The organism is Sphingomonas sp. CROZ-RG-20F-R02-07, from assembly GCF_022662335.1.
Classification (GTDB): Bacteria; Pseudomonadota; Alphaproteobacteria; order Sphingomonadales; family Sphingomonadaceae; genus Sphingomonas.
Genome location: NZ_JAKNQJ010000004.1, coordinates 124282 through 142168, shown reverse-complemented (window position 1 = coordinate 142168; position 17887 = coordinate 124282). Strand labels below are relative to the sequence as shown.

At 66.6% G+C, this 17887-nt stretch carries 12 protein-coding genes; 8 read left to right on the top strand and 4 right to left on the bottom strand.

Annotation, left to right across the window (positions count from 1 at the left end):
- Window positions 1–20: 20 nt before the first annotated feature.
- Window positions 21–356 carry a hypothetical protein gene (locus L8H00_RS08340; protein ID WP_242096842.1) on the bottom strand — a complete coding sequence of 112 codons (336 nt, stop codon included), beginning with the start codon at window positions 354–356 and terminating at the stop codon, window positions 21–23.
- Here L8H00_RS08340 and L8H00_RS08335 point away from each other — a divergent pair.
- Window positions 355–546, top strand: coding sequence for a hypothetical protein (locus L8H00_RS08335; RefSeq protein ID WP_242096841.1), 192 nt, complete (start codon window positions 355–357; stop codon window positions 544–546). The two genes, L8H00_RS08340 and L8H00_RS08335, sit on opposite strands and share 2 nt — an antisense overlap.
- Before the next feature lie 50 nt (window positions 547–596).
- Here L8H00_RS08335 and L8H00_RS08330 read toward each other — a convergent pair whose 3' ends face one another.
- Complete coding sequence (locus L8H00_RS08330; protein WP_242096840.1) at window positions 597–1736, bottom strand: M42 family metallopeptidase; 1140 nt, start codon at window positions 1734–1736, stop codon at window positions 597–599.
- Between the two features lie 217 nt (window positions 1737–1953).
- Here L8H00_RS08330 and L8H00_RS08325 point away from each other — a divergent pair, with 217 nt between their 5' ends.
- The 4 genes from L8H00_RS08325 to L8H00_RS08310 all read left to right on the top strand — a co-directional run bounded on the left by L8H00_RS08325 (window position 1954) and on the right by L8H00_RS08310 (window position 9781).
- Entirely contained in the window at window positions 1954–2370 is a 417-nt protein-coding gene (locus L8H00_RS08325) for a cupin domain-containing protein (protein ID WP_242096839.1), read from the top strand.
- Window positions 2367–3338 carry an SDR family oxidoreductase gene (locus tag L8H00_RS08320; RefSeq protein ID WP_242096838.1) on the top strand — a complete coding sequence of 324 codons (972 nt, stop codon included), beginning with the start codon at window positions 2367–2369 and terminating at the stop codon, window positions 3336–3338. The genes L8H00_RS08325 and L8H00_RS08320 overlap by 4 nt, the downstream gene beginning before the upstream one ends.
- The gene (locus tag L8H00_RS08315) at window positions 3335–3631 is read left to right on the top strand and encodes a hypothetical protein (protein WP_242096837.1); all 297 of its coding nucleotides are present in this window, start codon (window positions 3335–3337) and stop codon (window positions 3629–3631) included. Before L8H00_RS08320 ends, L8H00_RS08315 begins: the two co-directional genes overlap by 4 nt.
- A gap of 1152 nt (window positions 3632–4783) precedes the next feature.
- Window positions 4784–9781: an autotransporter outer membrane beta-barrel domain-containing protein gene (locus L8H00_RS08310; protein WP_242096836.1), complete on the top strand. Its 4998-nt coding sequence runs from the start codon at window positions 4784–4786 to the stop codon at window positions 9779–9781.
- Between the two features lie 238 nt (window positions 9782–10019).
- Here L8H00_RS08310 and L8H00_RS08305 read toward each other — a convergent pair whose 3' ends face one another.
- Window positions 10020–10892 carry an aldo/keto reductase family oxidoreductase gene (locus L8H00_RS08305; RefSeq protein ID WP_242097054.1) on the bottom strand — a complete coding sequence of 291 codons (873 nt, stop codon included), beginning with the start codon at window positions 10890–10892 and terminating at the stop codon, window positions 10020–10022.
- Window positions 10893–10980: 88 nt separating this feature from the next.
- Here L8H00_RS08305 and L8H00_RS08300 point away from each other — a divergent pair, with 88 nt between their 5' ends.
- Window positions 10981–11883 (top strand): LysR family transcriptional regulator, encoded by a 903-nt coding sequence (locus L8H00_RS08300; protein WP_242096835.1) that lies wholly within the window; start codon window positions 10981–10983, stop codon window positions 11881–11883.
- A 17-nt stretch (window positions 11884–11900) separates the two neighbouring features.
- Here the strand turns inward: L8H00_RS08300 and L8H00_RS08295 are convergent, their stop codons facing one another.
- Window positions 11901–13100, bottom strand: coding sequence for an MFS transporter (locus L8H00_RS08295; RefSeq protein WP_242096834.1), 1200 nt, complete (start codon window positions 13098–13100; stop codon window positions 11901–11903).
- Between the two features lie 351 nt (window positions 13101–13451).
- On the opposite strand from L8H00_RS08295, the gene L8H00_RS08290 reads away from it, so the two are divergent.
- Window positions 13452–14489 (top strand): LacI family DNA-binding transcriptional regulator, encoded by a 1038-nt coding sequence (locus L8H00_RS08290; protein ID WP_242096833.1) that lies wholly within the window; start codon window positions 13452–13454, stop codon window positions 14487–14489.
- A 255-nt stretch (window positions 14490–14744) separates the two neighbouring features.
- The gene (locus L8H00_RS08285; protein ID WP_242097053.1) at window positions 14745–17804 is read left to right on the top strand and encodes a TonB-dependent receptor; all 3060 of its coding nucleotides are present in this window, start codon (window positions 14745–14747) and stop codon (window positions 17802–17804) included.
- The last annotated feature ends 83 nt before the right edge of the window (window positions 17805–17887 follow it).

The window sequence follows — 17887 nt, the reverse complement described above, 5'->3', positions numbered from 1 at the left end:
CCTGGCTGGGTGCCCGCGGTTCACCCGGGAGTTCCCGACACCTCGACGTCACGGCGATCGATCTCGCCGATCTCGTAGCCGAGCGTCGGCACGATGCGGCAGACGAGCGGCTGCCACGCGCGTCGCGTCGCGACATAGACGTCGGCCCCGTCCGCCCGCACGACGATGCCATGATGGGCCAGGGTCCCGGTCGCGGCGGCGTAGCTCTGTCGCTCGCGCCACGTCTCGGCCGCATCGGGGGGGATCTGGGCCGATCGAGGGCAAGTTGCGGTCGAGCGTTTCGAGCAGCAGCATCGCGCCCCGACGGATCGTACCTGATCTAGCGACGGCCCGATCCAGAACCAGGAGGTCGCCATGAACGGCTCCGACCGCGATCATCACCTCAGACGCGCCCAGCAGGAACTCGAACGCGTTCGATCGGCAGCGAGCGAGTGCGCGCGGCGTGCGCATCTGGAACTGGCGCAGCGTTACACGCTCCTGGTCCGAAGCTATGGCGAGACGACCCTCTACGGAAATCCGCCGAACAGCCGATCGGACGCGGTGTGACGCGCGCCCGGCCGTATCGGTCCAGATGTGATCGGCGCCTCACTCCACCTTCAACGCTCCGGTGCGAAGTCTCGCATCTTCGCGACCGTGGGCGCATCCAGGCGCTGGATCAGCGCGACGACCAGATCGACGGTGCGGTCGAAATCGGCGCGATCGATGATGCCGTTGTGCGCGTGGGTGTAACGCGCGGGCACGACCAGGTTGATGGTGGGAACGCCGCCATTGGTCGCCTGGATCGCCGCGCTGTCGTCGCCATAGCCTTGCACGAGGTCTCGCTGCAGCGGGATGTCCTTGGCCGCCGCCACGTCGCTTACCAGCGTGACGAAGCGGCGGTTGGGAAGCGTACTGCTGTCGTAGAGGAACAAGCCCGGGCCACCGCCCAGCCTGGCCTGCGTCTCTTCCGGGTTGCGGCCCGGGCTGTCGCCGGTGATCCCGCCCTCGATCGCAATGCCGATGTCGGGTTTGATGACGTCGGCCGCCGTCCGAGCACCGCGAAGGCCGATCTCCTCCTGCACGGTGGCCGCGACGAAAAGCTGGTTGGGATGGCCGCTCGCGCGCAGGCGCCGCAAGGCCTCGACGACGACCGCGCAGCCCACCCGGTCGTCCCAGGCCTTGCCGAGATAGCGGCCGCCCGGCAACGCGACGAACGGCGAATCGGGCACGACCGGATCGCCCGGGCCGATGCCCAGCGCCTCGACCTCCGCGGCGTTGCGCGCACCGACGTCGAGATACAGACTGTCGCGGGGAAACACCTTGGTGCGCTCGTCCGCCGGCACGACGTGGATGTCGCGGATCCCCGTCACGGCGTGCACCGGCCCCTTGCGACCGATGATGATCCACCGCTGGTCGGGCAGCGCCTGATCGAGCCAGCCGCCCAGCATCTGCATCGACAGAAAGCCGGCCGGCGTGACGCGGCGGACGAGCCCGCCCAGTTCGTCCATATGCGCATCGAGCATGACCCTGGGGCCGCTCTTCCCCTGCTGCGCGATGACCGAACCGACCCCGTCATAGCTCACCTTGTCCGCCAGGGGGGTGAGTTCGCGCGCCATGATGGAGCGCACCGCTTCCTCATAGCCCGACGGCCCCGGCGCATCGGCCAGTTCGGCGAGCAACCGCTCCGTCCGGTCGGGCGGAGAAGCCATGGCGGGCGCCGCCAGTCCGACCGCCGCTAACATCGCCATCCAACGCATGCTCGTCTCCCTCGCGGCGGAGGATGCAGGGCGGCATCGCTTACGGCAAGCCAATCCCGTCAATAAGTTAGCGCGGCATCGGAGCGGGTGCGCGGGGACCGTCGACCGGGACCGCCACGCCCGGGGTTCCACCCTCGAACGACAATCGAATCGCTTTCTTCAGGAACGTCGCCGCCCCGCGTTCGTCCTCGTCACGACACGGACGGGAGAATGAACGATGGCGATCTTCAACAAGGACATGGTCGATCTCACGCGCAAGAATGCGTTGTGGCAGAAGGAGGTCTATCGCGATCCCAAAGTGCAGATCGTCCTCATGAGCATCCCCGCGGGCGAGGAGATCGGGCTGGAGACTCATCCCGCCGATCAGACGACCTTCATCGTCGAAGGCCAAGCGCAGTTCGTCATCGACGGCCATTCGACCAAGGCGGGCGCCAACCACCTCGTCGTCGTGCCCAAGGGTTCGGAGCACAACGTCATCAACAAGGGCGCAGACGCGCTCAAGCTGTTTTCGGTCTATGCGCCGCCCGCCGAGCCGGAAGGGGCAGCGTTCAAGACCAAGGCGGAGGCCAAGGAAGCCGAGAAGGGCCTGCTCGGCAAAGCGGCCGATGCCGTCAAGGACGCGATCGGCCGATGACCGAGGCGCCCCTCCGCGTCGTCATCACCGGCGCATCGAGCGGGATCGGTGCGGCGACCGCGATCGCCTTCGCCGCGCAAGGGGCCCGGCTCATGCTGGGCGCGCGCGGCGAAGCGGGGTTGGCGGACATCGCGAACCGGTGCCGGGACGCGGGTGGGCAGGCGCAGCTCCGCACCGTGGACGTGACCGACGCCGGTGCCGTTCGCGAGTTCGCCGCCGAGGCCAGCCAGTGGCTCGGCGGCATCGATCTGTGGTTCAGTTGCGTCGGCGTCGGCGTGCTTGGCCGTTACGAGGACGTGCCGATGGCCGATCACGCGCGCGTGATCGAGGCCAATCTCGTCGGCCATATGAACGACGCGCATGCCGTGCTGCCGATCTTCCTCCGGCAGGACCATGGCATCTGGGTCAACATGATTTCGGTCGGCGGCTTCGTCGCCACCCCCTATGCGGCCGCCTATGCCGCCAGCAAGTTCGGCCTGCGCGGGTTCAGCCAGGCGCTACGCGGCGAATTGTCGAAGCGGCCGCACATCCATGTGTGCGACGTGTACCCCACCTTCGTCGACACGCCCGGCGTCGATCACGCCGGCAATTATACCGGTGCCAGGCTCTCGCTGCCGCCGGGCGCGCTCGCCCCGGAAAGCGTCGCACGGGCGGTCGTCCGGCTGGCGAGGCACCCGCGCAACACCAGTGTCGTCGGCGCGCCGGCGATCGCGCTGAAGCTCGGCCAGTTCGCCACGCCGAACCTGGGCGCCGCAGTCATGAGCGGCTTTCTCGACATCTGGTCGAAGCGCGCGGCTGCGGGTGACGACACCAGCGGCGCCTTGTACGATCCGCCGATGGCGCCGAGCGGCCCCGACGGCGGGCGGCGGCGTCCCGATCAGCGGCGTCACGTCGCCATGGCAGCCGGCGCCACCGGAACGGTCGCGATCGCCGGCATCGCCGCTTGGCTGCTGCGCCGGAAAGCGTGACGGCGCCCCCGGTCACGCCCGACGGCCGCTACATCGTCGTGCGCGGCCAGCTATGGCGCCGCGCGAACCCGGATCTTTCCGACGAGCTGCGCCAGGCGCATGTCGCGGACTTGATGAAGGCGCGCCGCGCCGTCCGCGATGCGTTGGCCGGTGGCGATCCTGCCGCGCTGCGGTCCGCGCGGGGCGCCGTACAGGTGGCCAAGGTGGCGCTCGGCGAACGCGGCCCGGTCTGGTGGGCCGGCGACGAAGACCTGAACCGGCACATGGCCAGGAACACGCGCTACGCCGACTAGTTCGCGGGCCTCGAAACCAACGGGTGACGCTCAAGCATCGGCGGCCTTCCGATACGTGACCAATCGTTCACATCCTCGATGCCGGGGCCCCTGCGCTGTCTATACGCCAGGCCGGGGAGGCCACCGGCGCCGGTGTGAGGGCTTGACGACCTAAACGATCCGTCATCTTATCCGCTCTGCTCGATCAGCTGGTCGAAGCAGGGGGAACTCAGGATGACCGCATTGGAATGGGCGCATCGCCGCCGCTTGTCGCTCGCGCTTGGCACGAGCGTGCTGGCATGGGGCTGTGCGCTGCCGTCCAATGCTCAAGCGCAGTGCGCGCCTGATCCAACTGTTACAAACGGTTCGTCCACCTGTACAGGGACGGACACGAACGGCATCCGCGTTACGACGAATGCTACGACGCTAACCGTCGCCAGCGGTGCGAGGGTGACGAACACCGGCGCTGCGGCGATCGCGGTAGAGGTGCCCGCCAGTACCACAACCTATAACTACCGGGTCGCTTCAGTACTGATCGGCGGTACGGTCGACGGCGGCACGCAAGCTGGGATTTCTCTGCTTTCGGGCGGCGTGGCGGGTGGAGGATATGATCCTTACGGCACCCGCTCGGCAGTCACTGTCATGGCTGGAGCTCTCGTGACCGGAACGAGCGGCATCATTATTGGCACATCGCTGGGCAACAACTCGGGCTACGCGATTGCGGGTCTGGACAATGGTGGCACCATCAGTGGATCCGGTGGCGTGGCGTTGCTATCGTCGAACCTCGCGCGGGGTGGCTTCGACGTTATCAGCAACGCTGCGACGGGGTCGATTGGGGCGATCGTCGGAACTGTCGGCCGCTTGTCTAACGCGGGGCTGATTGACGGAGCCACGCGCAGTGCGGTCGACCAGACGACCACCTATGATGCGGGTCCGACTGCAGGTGTTTGGACGAACAGCGGCACGATCCGGTCATCGTCGAACGCGGCGACGATCGCAAACCTTGGGCAACTGCAGCCGCTGACTAACAGCGGCACCATCAGCAATGCCGGAACCGGAGCGGCCGTGCAGGGGAGCTCTATAACGATCATCAATGTCGCTGGCGGTCGCATCGCCACCAGCGGTGGCACAGCCATCGCGGCCAGTTCTCAATTGTCCCTTACGAACGCCGGAGTGATCACCGGCAACGTAACCGACGTTCCTGCGCAGGGCACCGGCTTCTACGCTACCGTCGATTCGACCGCAGGCCGCATCATGGGGAATGTGACACTCGGCATCGGCAACGATCTGGTTTACGCGCTCTACAATGGCTCCGCGACGCTGGTGACGGGAATAACTGGTACGCTTGATGCCGGGGCAGGCACCAATTCAGTGGTGCTCGCGCCCGCGGCAGACTTGCGCATTGCGACCGCCGTGACGTTGCCGACGAGCTTCCAACGCCTGCGTCTGGCACCGGCATCAGGTGCGACGGTCACGCTCACCAGCGGCTTCGTCGCGCCGGGCACGATTGAATTAGCCGGGGCAGGCACGATCCGGAACGAAGCAACGATCACGACGAACGGGCAAGCATTCCTCCGCCCCTATTATGTCACGAATGCGGCTCCCAACTTCATCAATGCCGGCGGCATCCAAGCCACGGTGACGCAAGGGCTGTATGCGATCGATCTGGGTGCGACTGCGATTACCAACAGCGGGACGATAGCGGCTAATGGTAACGGGGTGGCGCAATCGGGCGGCACTCTACTCAACACTGGATCGGTGATCGCGTCGGGTACCGCGATCGAACAGTTCTCGAGCGCATTGGACAATCGTGGCCTGATTCGTTCCTCGTCTGGAACGGCCGTCCAACTGACTGGCAGCGTGGGCAACATCGCGGCGGTCAACACAGGACGGATCGAAGGCGCGACTTATGGCGCGGTCACGTCTATCCTGCTGAACAATAGCGGTACGATCGCAGCAACGGGGATGGGCACCGCTGTAGGCTTGTCGAGCGATGGCGTGCTCAACAATCTCGAAGGCGGTGTGATTTCAGGTGGAGCTTATGCGATCACTGGAGTCGACCCCTATGGCTCGACGAGCGTATACAATAGCACCGTCTTCAATGCGGGGACCATCAATGGCAATGTCACCTTCCTTTCGTCGCAGAGCAGCGTTAACAACGCGAATAACTTCGTCGCGCTTCCGGGCGGCATACTTAACGGCAATTTAGCGCTTGGGCGCGGCGACACGCTGGTGACCGATCTGGCGAACACCGGTACCGGATTGTTTGCAGGTATCAGCGGTACGGTAACCAGCAACGGTGGCCTGCTACGCTACCGAGTCACCGGGCAAGTTAGCGCCGTCTTGGGGCCCGTCGGACCATTTGCGACTGCCGGTTACGAGCTCGTCGCGGGCGCATCACTGGTGCTGAAAACTACGGCACCGCAAACGCTGCCACTGATCCTCGCTGGGAACGGCACTGTGGACGTGACCGCCGACTTCGTGACGGCAAACGCTCCCGCGCTCGCCGTTGTTGCGGCGCAGCCTACATCCGGAACAACGGCCGCCGCCATACCCGGGCTGGCGATCACAAGCCACGGCACCCTCACCATCACGCGCACAGACCAATATGGCAATCTCTCAAGCGGGATCACGCTTTCGGCGCAGGATAGCTTCGTCAACGCGGGCACCATCAATGTCGCCGACACGACCACTTACGCGTCCACAAGCGCGGGGCTCGCGGCGGTCGGTGGAGGAGCAAGCGTGACCAACACAGGATCGATCCTGCTTGCCGGCGGCACGGGCATCCGGGCTACGGGCACGGTAATCAACACAGGCGTGATCCGGCAGGCGGGTAGCACATCATCCTTGGGCATCGTCAACGTCGATAGCTTGAATAACAGTGGCACGATCGACGTCGGGGCGAACGCCGTACAGGGGTCGTACACGACTGTGTCCGTTACGAACTCGGGCACAATCGCTAGTCGTACCGACGCCGCCATCGTCGGCGGCTATAACGGTATGACCATCACCAATCTTGCCGGCGGTGTAATTTCCGGAGGGACTAACCAGTATGCAATCCGGGTCTCGGGCGGTTCGCTTACCAACGCCGGGACGATAAACGGCAATGTGAGCCTCGACTATCTTAACTACTCCGGTCCGTCCCCCCTGATTGCAGACAATGCCGGTACCATCAACGGCACGGTCACGCTCGGTCATGCCGATGACTATTTCATCCAGCGCGCGGGCGGCATTGTCTCGGGTCTCGTCGACGGCGGCGCGGGCACCAACATGTTCGTCGTCGACGCGACCGGGGGCACCGCCACGTTGGCGGCATCGGGGATCGCCAACTTCGCGAGCGTCACGCAGACCGGTACGGGCATCGGTGTCTATTCCGGCACCTTTGCCGTCGGCACCATCGCTCTGGCGGGCGGCACGCTGACGGTCGCGACCGGACAGTCGCTGGCGACGACGGGCGCGACCACCGTCACCGGCATCGCCGGCAGCGGCAATCTCGCCATCGTCAACGGCGGTACGATCGCGGGCGGCATCACTCTGGCCGACGGCAACGACACCGTCGTCAATAACGGCACGATCGGCGGCCGCGTCCAGCTCGGGTCCGGCGACGACACGTTCGTGGAGGGCGTCGGCAGCACGGCGCAAGGCGGAGTCGATGGCGGCACGGGCACCAATCTGTACCGCGTCGTCCTCGCCGGCGACCGTACCGGCATCGGCGCGCGATCCAACTTCCAGAACCTGGCGGTGGACGGCTGCGGCACGCTCGGGCTGGTGCTCGACCAGAGTTTCGGCACGGTAACGCTGAGCGGCACCGGCCTGGCCCTGACCAGCGGCACCTACACGGTCGGCCAGATCATCGGCACGGGCTCGACGGGCGTGACCGTCACCCTCGACCGCGATTTGAGGACGGTGCAACTCGGCGCCGGCAACGATACGCTGGCGACGACGGCCCCGACGCTCGCGGGCCGCTACGACGGCGGTGCGGGCACCAACACGTTGCGCCTCCTGACCGCCGGCCCCGTCACGCTCTCCGGCTCAGTCACCGGCTTCCAGGCGGTGAGCCTCGCGGGCGGCGCCCTCACCGTTTCGGGAACGCTCGGCAGCACGGGCGCGACGCTCGCCTTTTCGGGGAACGAGACGATCACGGTGGCGCGCGGCGGCACGCTTGCGGGAGCGATCGACCTCGGCGCGGGCGTCAACGGCTTCCGCCTCGCCGCCGGCGGCACGCTCGCGGGCACGGTCTCGGGCGGTACGGGGGCAAGCACCGCGACGCTCGACCTGTCGGCGGGCGACTATACGCTACGCGCCGGCACGCTCACCCGCTTCCAGCGGCTGGTGACGGAAGGATCGGGCACGCTGACGCTCGCAGGCGGCGCGCTGTCCTATGCGGCGACCGCGATCGCGGGCAATCTGACGGTGGGCGCGGACGCCAGCCTGTCCTCCGCCGTCGCCTTCGGGGCGGCGGACAACCATCTCGTCATCGCCGGGGGCTTCGTCGGATCGGTGGACGGCGGCGCCGGCAGCAACAGCATCGACGTAGCGGGTGGCAGCGCGGCCGCGCCCGTCGCCTTCTCTTCCATCGCCAACGAAGCCGTATATCGGCAGAGCGCGGGCTTCGCGACCGTCTCCGGCATGGCATCGCTGGGCAGCGTCGCGCTGACGGGCGGCCGGCTCGTCGGGCTCGCCGGCTCGACGCTGGCGGCGTCGGGCTTCACGGTCGGCCAGGGGGCGACGTTCGGTTCGGCGGGGACGGTCAATGGCACCATCACGGTGGCCGGCATCCTCAGCCCCGGCGCATCGCCGGGGACGATGACAGTCAACGGCAACGTCGCGCTCGGCGCCACGTCGGTGTCGCTGTTCGAGATCACGCCGGCGGTGTCGGACAAGCTCGTCGTCAACGGCGCCGTTTCGATCGCAAGTGGCGCGACGTTGCAACTCGTGCCGTCGGGCAATGTAACGCCGGGCGCCTCGCTGGATCTCGTGACCGCCACTGGTGGCATCACCGGCAGCTTCACGACCATCACCAAGCCCGCATCGCTGTTCGGCTTCGTGGTGCAGGATGCCAACCGCATCCGGTTGCTCGGCGAATTCCTGAACGACGCGGCCTACACAGGTCAGGTCCGGCGCAGCGTCGATTACGTCAACGACACGCTGGTCGGCGGCCGGTCGAGCGCCGCGCTGCTCGCCGCCGTGCCGCTGCTGGTCACCACGTCGGGCGGCACCAACGCCGCCGCCTTTGCGCAGCTTACGCCCGAGGCTTATGCCGCCGCGCGCCAGATCGGCACGGAGAACGGCCTGACGCTGTCGGACGCCGCCCGTGGCGCTGCATTCGCGCCGAACCGCGACACACCGGGCCTCTACACCTTTGCCAGTACGCTGGGCAGCACGCGCACGCTGGAGGTGAATGACGAGCGGGGCACCGCACGGACCACGACCAACGGCTATGGCTTTCTGGGCGGGATCGGCGTGGCGGGCGCCGGCTGGTCGCTGGGCGCGTTCGGCGGCTATCTGAACGACCATCAGTCGCTGGCCGGCCTTGGCGCGCGGACGATGGCCGACGGGGCGGTCGCGGGCGTCCACGGACGCGCGCACTATCGCGCGATCGGCTTTCGGGCGACGCTGGCCTATGACGATGCCCATGCCAGCACGCGCCGCGTCGTGCCCGGTGGCACGGAGAGCGCACGCTACGCCCTGCATAGCTGGGTTGCGGACGCCAGCATCGATGCGACGCTTGCGCTGGCAGGAGGGTGGAGCATGCGCCCGAGCGTCGGCGGCACCGCGATCCGCACCACGCGCGACGGCGTAACCGAAACGGGCAGCTCCGCATTCGCGCTCACGGTCGCCGGGCGGCGCACCACCGCGACGTTCGTCGACGGGGGCGTGACGTTCGCCCGAGACGTGAGTTTCGGCACCGCGGGCGTTCGGCCGTACCTGACGATCGGCGCGCGCTATCAGGCCGAGGGGCGTACGCCCTATGCGCTGGCCGGGTTCGGCGGCGGCGCAGTCGCCCTGCTGGCGGCGGGGGCACCGCGCGCACCGCTCCTCGCCACCGCGAAGTTGGGGGCGGACGTGGCATTGTCGCCGCGACTTGCGCTGTTCGGCGCGGTGTCGGGGGAAAGCGGCGACTCCGATCGCCGGGCATCGGCACAGGGTGGCCTGCGGCTGGCGTTCTAGAGATGTTGGATCTCAAACCCAGTCCGTTGCGCCTTTTCGGGATTAGAGATGAACATAAGACAAGGCTTTTTGAAGGGTAAATTGCAGAAAGAACGTCCGTAAAACTGGATGCTGTGTGATGACGATCGAAAATCGCCGTTGACCGGGGCAGCGGCAGATCAGACCCACGAACCGCCATTCATTGCGCCTGAACGAGCGCCCGATTACGGTCGCGCGTTCAGGTTGACCTTCACACCGGCTAGCTGCTGATCCGGTCAAGCTTAGCCAGCGCCTCGTCAGGCAATTGCAGCGACGCGGCCTTTAGGTTCTCGCGTAAATGCCCCACTGACGACGTTCCTGGAATGAGCAGGATGTTGGGCGAACGCCGCAGCAGCCAGGCGAGCGCCACCTGCATCGGCGTCGCGCCGAGCTCGGCGGCGACCTCGTCCAGCTGCGACGACTGAAGCGGGCTGAATCCGCCCAGTGGAAAGAACGGCACATAGGCGATGCCGTCTGCGATCAGCGCGTCGATCAGCGCGTCATCGTTTCGATGGGCAAGATTATACTGGTTCTGCACGCAAACGACCGGCGCGAGCCCCCTCGCCTCTGCGACCTGGCGCTCCGTGACGTTGCTGACGCCGAGATGACGGATCAGCCCTTCTTCGCGCATCGCCGCCAGTGCTGCGAAGGGTGCGGCGATCGACCCTTCGGTCGGGCCTTGGTTGCCGCCGCCGAGCATCGCGCGGAAGTTGACCACGTCCAGTGCGTCCAGCCCCAAGTTGCGCAGATTGTTCTCGATCGCACGGCGCAGGTCGTCGGCGGACGCCGCGATGTTCCAGGAGGCATCGTGCCCGCGCACCGCGCCGACCTTGGTCACCAGGACGAGGTCATCCGGATAAGGGGCGAGCGCCTCGCGGATCAACGCGTTGACGACGTGCGGACCGTAGAAGTCACTGGTGTCGATGTGGGTGACGCCCGCTGCCACCGCCTCGCGCAGCACGGCCAGCGCAGCATCGCGGTCGCTCGGTGGTCCGAACACATGCGGTCCGGCGAGCTGCATCGCGCCATAGCCCATCCGGGTGACCGCGCGATCGCCGAGGGTGAAGCTGCCTGCCTGGTTGATGGTCGTCATGGATCGTCTCCTTCCCGGGCTAGCTAGGGCTTGGTGGCCCCGGTGATAATCCGGCATGATCGGCACAGGCCGTGCGGAAAGACGAACAATGACACCTGACCTTGCCGACTTGAATGCCTTCCTGGCCGTGGCACGCGCCCGCGGCTTTCGCGAGGCGTCACGCACGGCAGGCGTCGGCGCGTCCACGTTGAGTGAAGCGGTGCGCCGGCTGGAGGCGTCGCTCGGCGTCCGCCTGCTTCACCGAACCACGCGCAGCGTGACGCCTACCGAGGCTGGTGCCCGCTTGCTCGAGCGGCTCGCGCCAGCGCTCGACGAGGTGGCTGCGGCGCTGGGCGCCGTCGACGACCTGCGAGAGGGGGTGACCGGCACGCTCAGGCTGAACGTACCGGTCAGCGCCGCCCGGCTGGTGCTGCCAACGATCATGCCCGGCTTTCTCGCCGCACACCCTGGCATCGCCGTGGAGATCGTCGCCGAGGACGGCTTCGTCGACGTGTTGGCCTCGGGCTGCGACGCGGGCATCCGCTATGACGAGCGGCTGGAGCAGGACATGATCGCGATCCCGATCGGTCCGCGCGTACAGCGTTTCGCCACGGCCGCCTCGTCAGCGCATCTGGACAGGCATGGCCTCCCCGCGCACCCGCGCGACCTCCTTGCCCACCCCTCCATCCTCGGTCGCTTCGCCAGCGGTCGACTGACCTCTCCCTGGGAGTTCGAGCGCGCGGGAGAGGTGATCCGCATCGATCCCCAGGCCAGGCTCACCGTCGGCATCGGTGGCGCGATCGATCTGGCCGTCGAGGCCGCGATCGCAGGGGTTGGCGTCATCCACCTGTTCGAGGGCTGGTTGGAGCCTCATCTGACGAGCGGCGCGTTGCGACCCGTTCTCAAGGAATGGTGGCAACCCTTCTCGGGACCTTTTCTCTATCATTCCAGCCGCCGGCTTGTGCCGCCGCCCCTCAAGGCTTTTATCGACCACATACGTTCCATGACCTGAAGGCAGCGCCGCCTCATCTAACGGCGGCCCCGCACCCCAAGCATCGTCGCGCCGCCCGCGATCGTCAGCGCCGCCAAGGCCAGCAGGAGCGCAGAAAAGTCGCGCGGCGTCGCCAAGAGCCACGCGAGCGGAGGGCCAAGGACGGACGGCAGCGTGTTGGTGAGGTTCACCAGCCCCAGGTCGCGCCCGCGGTGCCGTGGATCGGGCAGGAGCTGCATCGTGAAGCCGGCGTGCAAGGCCAGGAACACGGCTGCCCCGATCGTGTACAGGACGAAGCCGACCGCGGCCGGCTGCCAGGCATGGACCAGCGCCATAGCGGCGAGACCTGTTGCCGCCAGCGCCGCCGCCCCGAGCAGGAACGGCTTACGGCGCCCGACGCGGTCGGAGAGGCGGCCGAGCAGCACCGCGACCGGCAAGGCCGCCACGGCGGCGAGCGCGATGAGGCGGCCGACGGACCGGGACAGCATGGCCTTGGGCATCTCCGGTACCAGGCTCTCGACATAGTAGAAGAAGTACAGCGACAGCGCGATCCCGGCGATCTGCACCAGCAGCCGCGCTGCCCAGGCGACGATGATGTCGCGACGTGCCGGCCTTGGCGGAAGCGGCATGGCGGGGTCGTCGGCCGGCCGTGCCCGCGTCATCAGCAGCGGAACGACGAACATAGCGCTCACGGCCGGGATGATGGCCATGCGGGCGTCTTCACCGAGCATGGCGAGACCGACGAGCACCGCGCCGATCCCCGACGCCACCGGGCCAGCTAGCGCCGTCAGCCCGCCCGCAACGCCCTTCTGGATGTCGGGCACCTCGTCGGCCATCAGCGCGGCCATCGGCGCGAGCAGCGCATTGATCGCGACCTGAAACAACAGCACCGCGGCGACCAGCGCGAACCATGAGGACGCCCCGATGAGCAGGAGATAGGACGCGGCGATCGCGACGAGGCCGCCGGCCATCCATCGTCGCCGGCCATTGCCGCGAACGACCGACCGGTCGCTGAGCCAGCCAAAGCCGATGTTCGCCGCACTTGCCACCAACGCGCCGCCGACTGCGGTCGCTGCCAGCAGGTCAAGCCGCGCATTGCCCGCGATCCGCTCGATCTTCAGCGGAAGCAAGAGCGTGAGCAGCGGCAGATAGCCGATTACCCCGCCGGCATTGGCGAGCGCATAGATCATCAGAAAGGCGTTCGAGCGCCGATCAATCGTGAGCGAGGAAGCGGACATCAGCCGTCCCCATGTGCGCCCAACCACCGGCCCGGACAACAGGTCAGGCGGCTTCATCGTCCCGCCTACGAGGCCGTGGCGCCCCCGCGCGGTGCGAGCGCCTTCGATCGCAACCGACGAGTCCGGAAATCGCCTCTTTTCGCCGTCCACCCTTTACACCGCGCGCGAGTGCTCCGCGCTCGGCCCGCTCCGGCAGCCTGTTCCCGGGCGTCCGCGCGGAACCCTGTCTCTGCTTTGGCTGGATAAAAGCCGGGACTCACGTCATCATCAAGCGATGCTGCAAGGATGGCGAATGGCCGATGTCCCCCCAAACGCGTTCGACCCGGTCCGGCGATCGACAAGGAACGGTCTATGGGATTGAAGCCACGCGCTGCGACCATTCGTGACGTTGCCCGATCGGCCAATGTCTCGGTCGCGTCGGTTTCCCGCACGCTCAACGACCTCGACAACGTCACGACCGCTACCCGCGAGCGGGTGATGAAAGCGGTTGCCGCGTTGCGCTATGTCCCCAACGCCGCCGCCCGCTCGCTGTCCCGCTCCAAGACGCACACCATCGGCATCGTCGTACCCGACCTTCACGGCGAATTCTTCTCCGAACTCATCCGCGGGTTCGATCGCGCAGCGAGCGAGGCGGGATATCTGTTGCTGCTCTCCACCATGCATGCCGATCCGGTGCTGGCCGGCCAGGCGCTTCGCGCCATGCACGGCCGTGTCGACGGGCTGCTCGTCATGGCACCGCAATTGCGCGCAGACGAGATCGACGCACTCGTCCCTGCCGACCACCCTTGCCTCCAGGTCTTTTGCGAACCGAACAGCGAACGGCCGACGATCGGCGTCGACAATCGCGAGGGTGCTCACGCCGCCGCGCGTCATCTCCTGGCGATCGGTCGACGGCGCATCGTCCACATCACGGGGCCGCGGGGAAACTATGATGCGGATGAGCGGCGCGAAGGGTTCGTTGCGGCTCTTCACGCGCTCGGCGGCGATCCGCCGGTGCTGATCGAGGGGGATTTTCGCGACGACGGAGGCGCGCGCGCGATCGATCGGCTATTCGCGTCGAACGTCGCGTTCGACGCGGTGTTTGCCGCCAACGACATGATGGCATTCGGCGCCATGCAGGCATTGAGATCCCGCGGCGTGCGCGTGCCGCTGGATGTCGCGGTGGTCGGGTTCGACGATATTCCACTCGCGCGCCACCTTGCGCTGACGACCCTCCGCGTGCCGGCCGCAGACATCGGGGAAGTCGCTCTGCGTGCGCTGATCGCGATGCTCGGCGATGGACCGGCGCCGCCCCTGCTTCAGCAATTCTGCCCCGACCTGATCGTCAGGGCCAGCAGCGACGGGAACGATGGTTCTGCCGATCCCCATGCCGCCACGCGGCCAGGATAGACGCCTCCCCGGATACCGATCCCGATCGAGCGGCCGCCAGCGATTGTGGCGGCGATGCCACACTCCGAAAGCCGAGCGGTCGTCCTCGATGCGCCTGCTTGCGTTTCAAATGTAACCGGATACATACGGATGAACGAGGTCTCGCAGAGGGCCGTACGGACTGGATTGGCAGTCTGGATGAGGGGGTGGAACATGAAAGTTAAGGGTCTTCAGCGGGCGGCCGTCCTTGCGCGGCTAGGAGCATCCGCGGTGGCGATGGCCGCCGCCGGCGGAATTGTCGCGCCAACGGCGGCGTTTGCCCAGCTCGCCCAGGCGACGCTTCGCGGCCATGCCCAGGCCGGCGTCGAGATCGTGGCCACCGAGGTGAATACCGGCTCGGTTCGTCGTGCGACGGTGGGGGCTGACGGCACCTATGTCATCGCCGGTCTCCAGCCCGGCAACTACCACGTCGTGGCCGGTGCGCAGGCGGCGGATGTAGTCGTCACGGTAGCATCGACGTCGGTCCTGGACCTGGATGCGGCGAACGCAGCGGCGGCAGGCGACATCGTGGTACGCGGCACGCGCCCGACGACCGACGTACACTCGTCGGAAGTGAACCAGTTCGTAACGCTGCACGACATCGCCGCGCTACCGCAGATCACGCGCAACTTCCTCGAATTCGCCGACACGGTTCCAGGCGTCCAGTTCCAGGTCGATTCGCAGGGCAACACATCGCTCCGCGGCGGCGCACAGCTCGCCTCGTCGGTGAACGTCTATATCGACGGCGTCAGCCAGAAGGACTTCATCAACGGCGGCTCCGGCATTACCGGCAGCGGCGGCCCGCAGGGCAATGGCGATCCCGGCAACCCGTTCCCGCAGCTTGCGATCGGCGAATACAAGGTCGTCACGTCGAACTACAGCGCCGCCTATGGCGACGCCGGCAGCTCGGTCATCATCGCGCAGACCAAGTCGGGCACGAACCAGTTCCACGGCGACTCGTTCTTCGAGTACACCAACCAGAATCTGCGCGCGCGCACGATAGCCGAAGAAGCGAGCGACACCGCCAAGGCGAAGGTGCCGAGCAAGCAGTATGGCGTCGCGCTTGGCGGCCCGATCGTCAAGGATATCGCGCACTTCTTCTTCACCTGGGAACACAAGGACCTGTCGAACCAGTACAGCGTCGTGCCCGGTTCCGGTATCTCGCCGGCCCAGGCGGTGGCGGTGCTCCCCGCGAATATCGCCAGCCAATATGGCCCAGTGACGAACCCGTTCACCGAAAATCTGTATTTCGGCAAGATCGACCTGGAGCCGACCGACAAGGACCGGTTCGAGGGCACGATCAAGTTTCGCCTCGAAAACTCGCTTAGTGGCAATACCGGGCAGGCGGCCGCCTCGACTCGTGCGCCGTTCAAGAACGACGACCGCCGCGCCGACTTCCGCTGGCAGCACAACGCCGAGAGCTGGACGAACGAAGCGCTGGTCGGCTACCAGAATACCAACACGTCGACGATCGCGACCACGACCACGCCGCAGCAGCAATATGTCTATTATCCGGACGGCACGATCAACGGGCAGCAAACGACGCTGATCGTCGTCGGCGGTGCGGGATCGGGGATCGGCGCGATCAGCCGTCAGCGCGGCTGGACCGCGAAGGACGACCTGACGGTGCCCAACGTCAAGCTGGCAGGCGACCACACGTTCCGCGTGGGTTTCACGTTCAACTCGATCAAGCTGACCTCGCAGAATGCGAGCAACGACCTGAACAGCGCGACCTATTATTATGCCGTTACCCCCAACGGGGTCGCCGCCGCGCCGTTCGAGGTGCAGTACCCGCTGCTGTCGGCCGGCGTCGCGTCGCCGAGCGTGACCACCACCGACAAGCAGTACAGCGCCTATGTGCAGGATGATTGGAACATCAATCGCAACCTGACGGTGAACCTCGGCCTGCGCTGGGATCGCGAGGAGGTGCCGGCCTATCTGAACTATGTGACGCCCGGCTATGTCGTCGCCGGCATCAACGGGCCGTTTTCCTCGACCGTGTCGCAGAGCTACGCCTCCGTCCTTGCGCAGGGTAACGGCAACACGCCCGGCTACAACATCAACGACTATATCAGCACCGGCGCCAACCGCCATGCGCCCAACAATTTCTCGCCGCGCCTCGGTTTCTCTTACGACGTCTATGGCGACAGCCGGCACGTCATCTTCGGCGGCTATGCCCGCGCATACAACCGCAACCTCTTCGGCACGCTGGCGCTGGAGCAGCTGAAGATTGCGCTCAACGGCAACCCGCAGGTCTATTTCCCGTCTGCGCAGACCACGGATTCGTTTGGCGCCTGCGCCACCGCGAACGACGTCAACTCGGCGAACCACTGCTATGCCTACAATCCGAGCTATCTGACGGCGGCGGGGCTGGCGACGATCCCGATCGCGCCTAGCTCCCACGAGATCGATCTGCTGCACAACAACATCCGCACGCCGCATTCCGACCAGTTCAGCCTCGGCATGCGCAACAAGATCGGCGACTGGAACACCGAAGTCACCCTGTCGTACATCGAGAGCTTCGACGGCATCGTCGGCCGGCTCGGCAACCGCTACAGCGATGGCTCCTATTTCCAGAACGGCATCCCATGGGGCGCATCGGGGGTGCCCGGCGCGGGCTCGCTCATCCTGTTCGACAACGGTGCCAAGGACCGGCTGCTGCAGCTCGGCATCGGCGCACAGAAGGCGTACACGCGGGATTCGCATTGGAGCGCGACGATCTCGTACACGCTGTCCTATGCCGAACAGAACAATCTCGCGGGCGGGGCCAACCCCTATTCGATCAACAGCAACCAGTATCTGTTCGATTTGCCGTACAGCTACCTGTATCCCTATGTCCGGGCGACCGCAGTGCCGACGCACCGGATCGTGGCGACCTACACGCGCGATCTGTTCTGGGGCATCTCGGCCGCGACCAAGGTCACGCTGGCGACGCCGCAATACGCCACCACCATCATCGGTTGCTCGGCGGCCTGTAACTCCTATGGCGGCGAGTCGTTGTTCTACAGCCGGCGGCCGAACGGCTTCCTCGGCTACAAGGACATCGATCTTCAGGTGTCCAAGGACGTGACGTTTTACAAGTCGGTCGGCGGCTTCGTCCGCGCGGACATCCTTAACCTGTTCAACTTCAAGAACTACGATCCCAACGCGATCTTCTACAACACCCAACTGCCGGCCGGCGTCACGGGAGGGCTGCCGTACGGCAACGTCAACCTGCTCGCACCAGCGCAGTATAACCGCTCGACCTCGACCGGCCTGCCCTTCACGGTGAAGTTCTCGGCGGGCCTGCACTTCTAGGCGGTTCGGCGGCAGCCGCGGTCCGGGCGCCTACCCGGGTCGCGGCCGTCGTGCCGCGCAGCCCCGACGCCACCCGTTTCCTG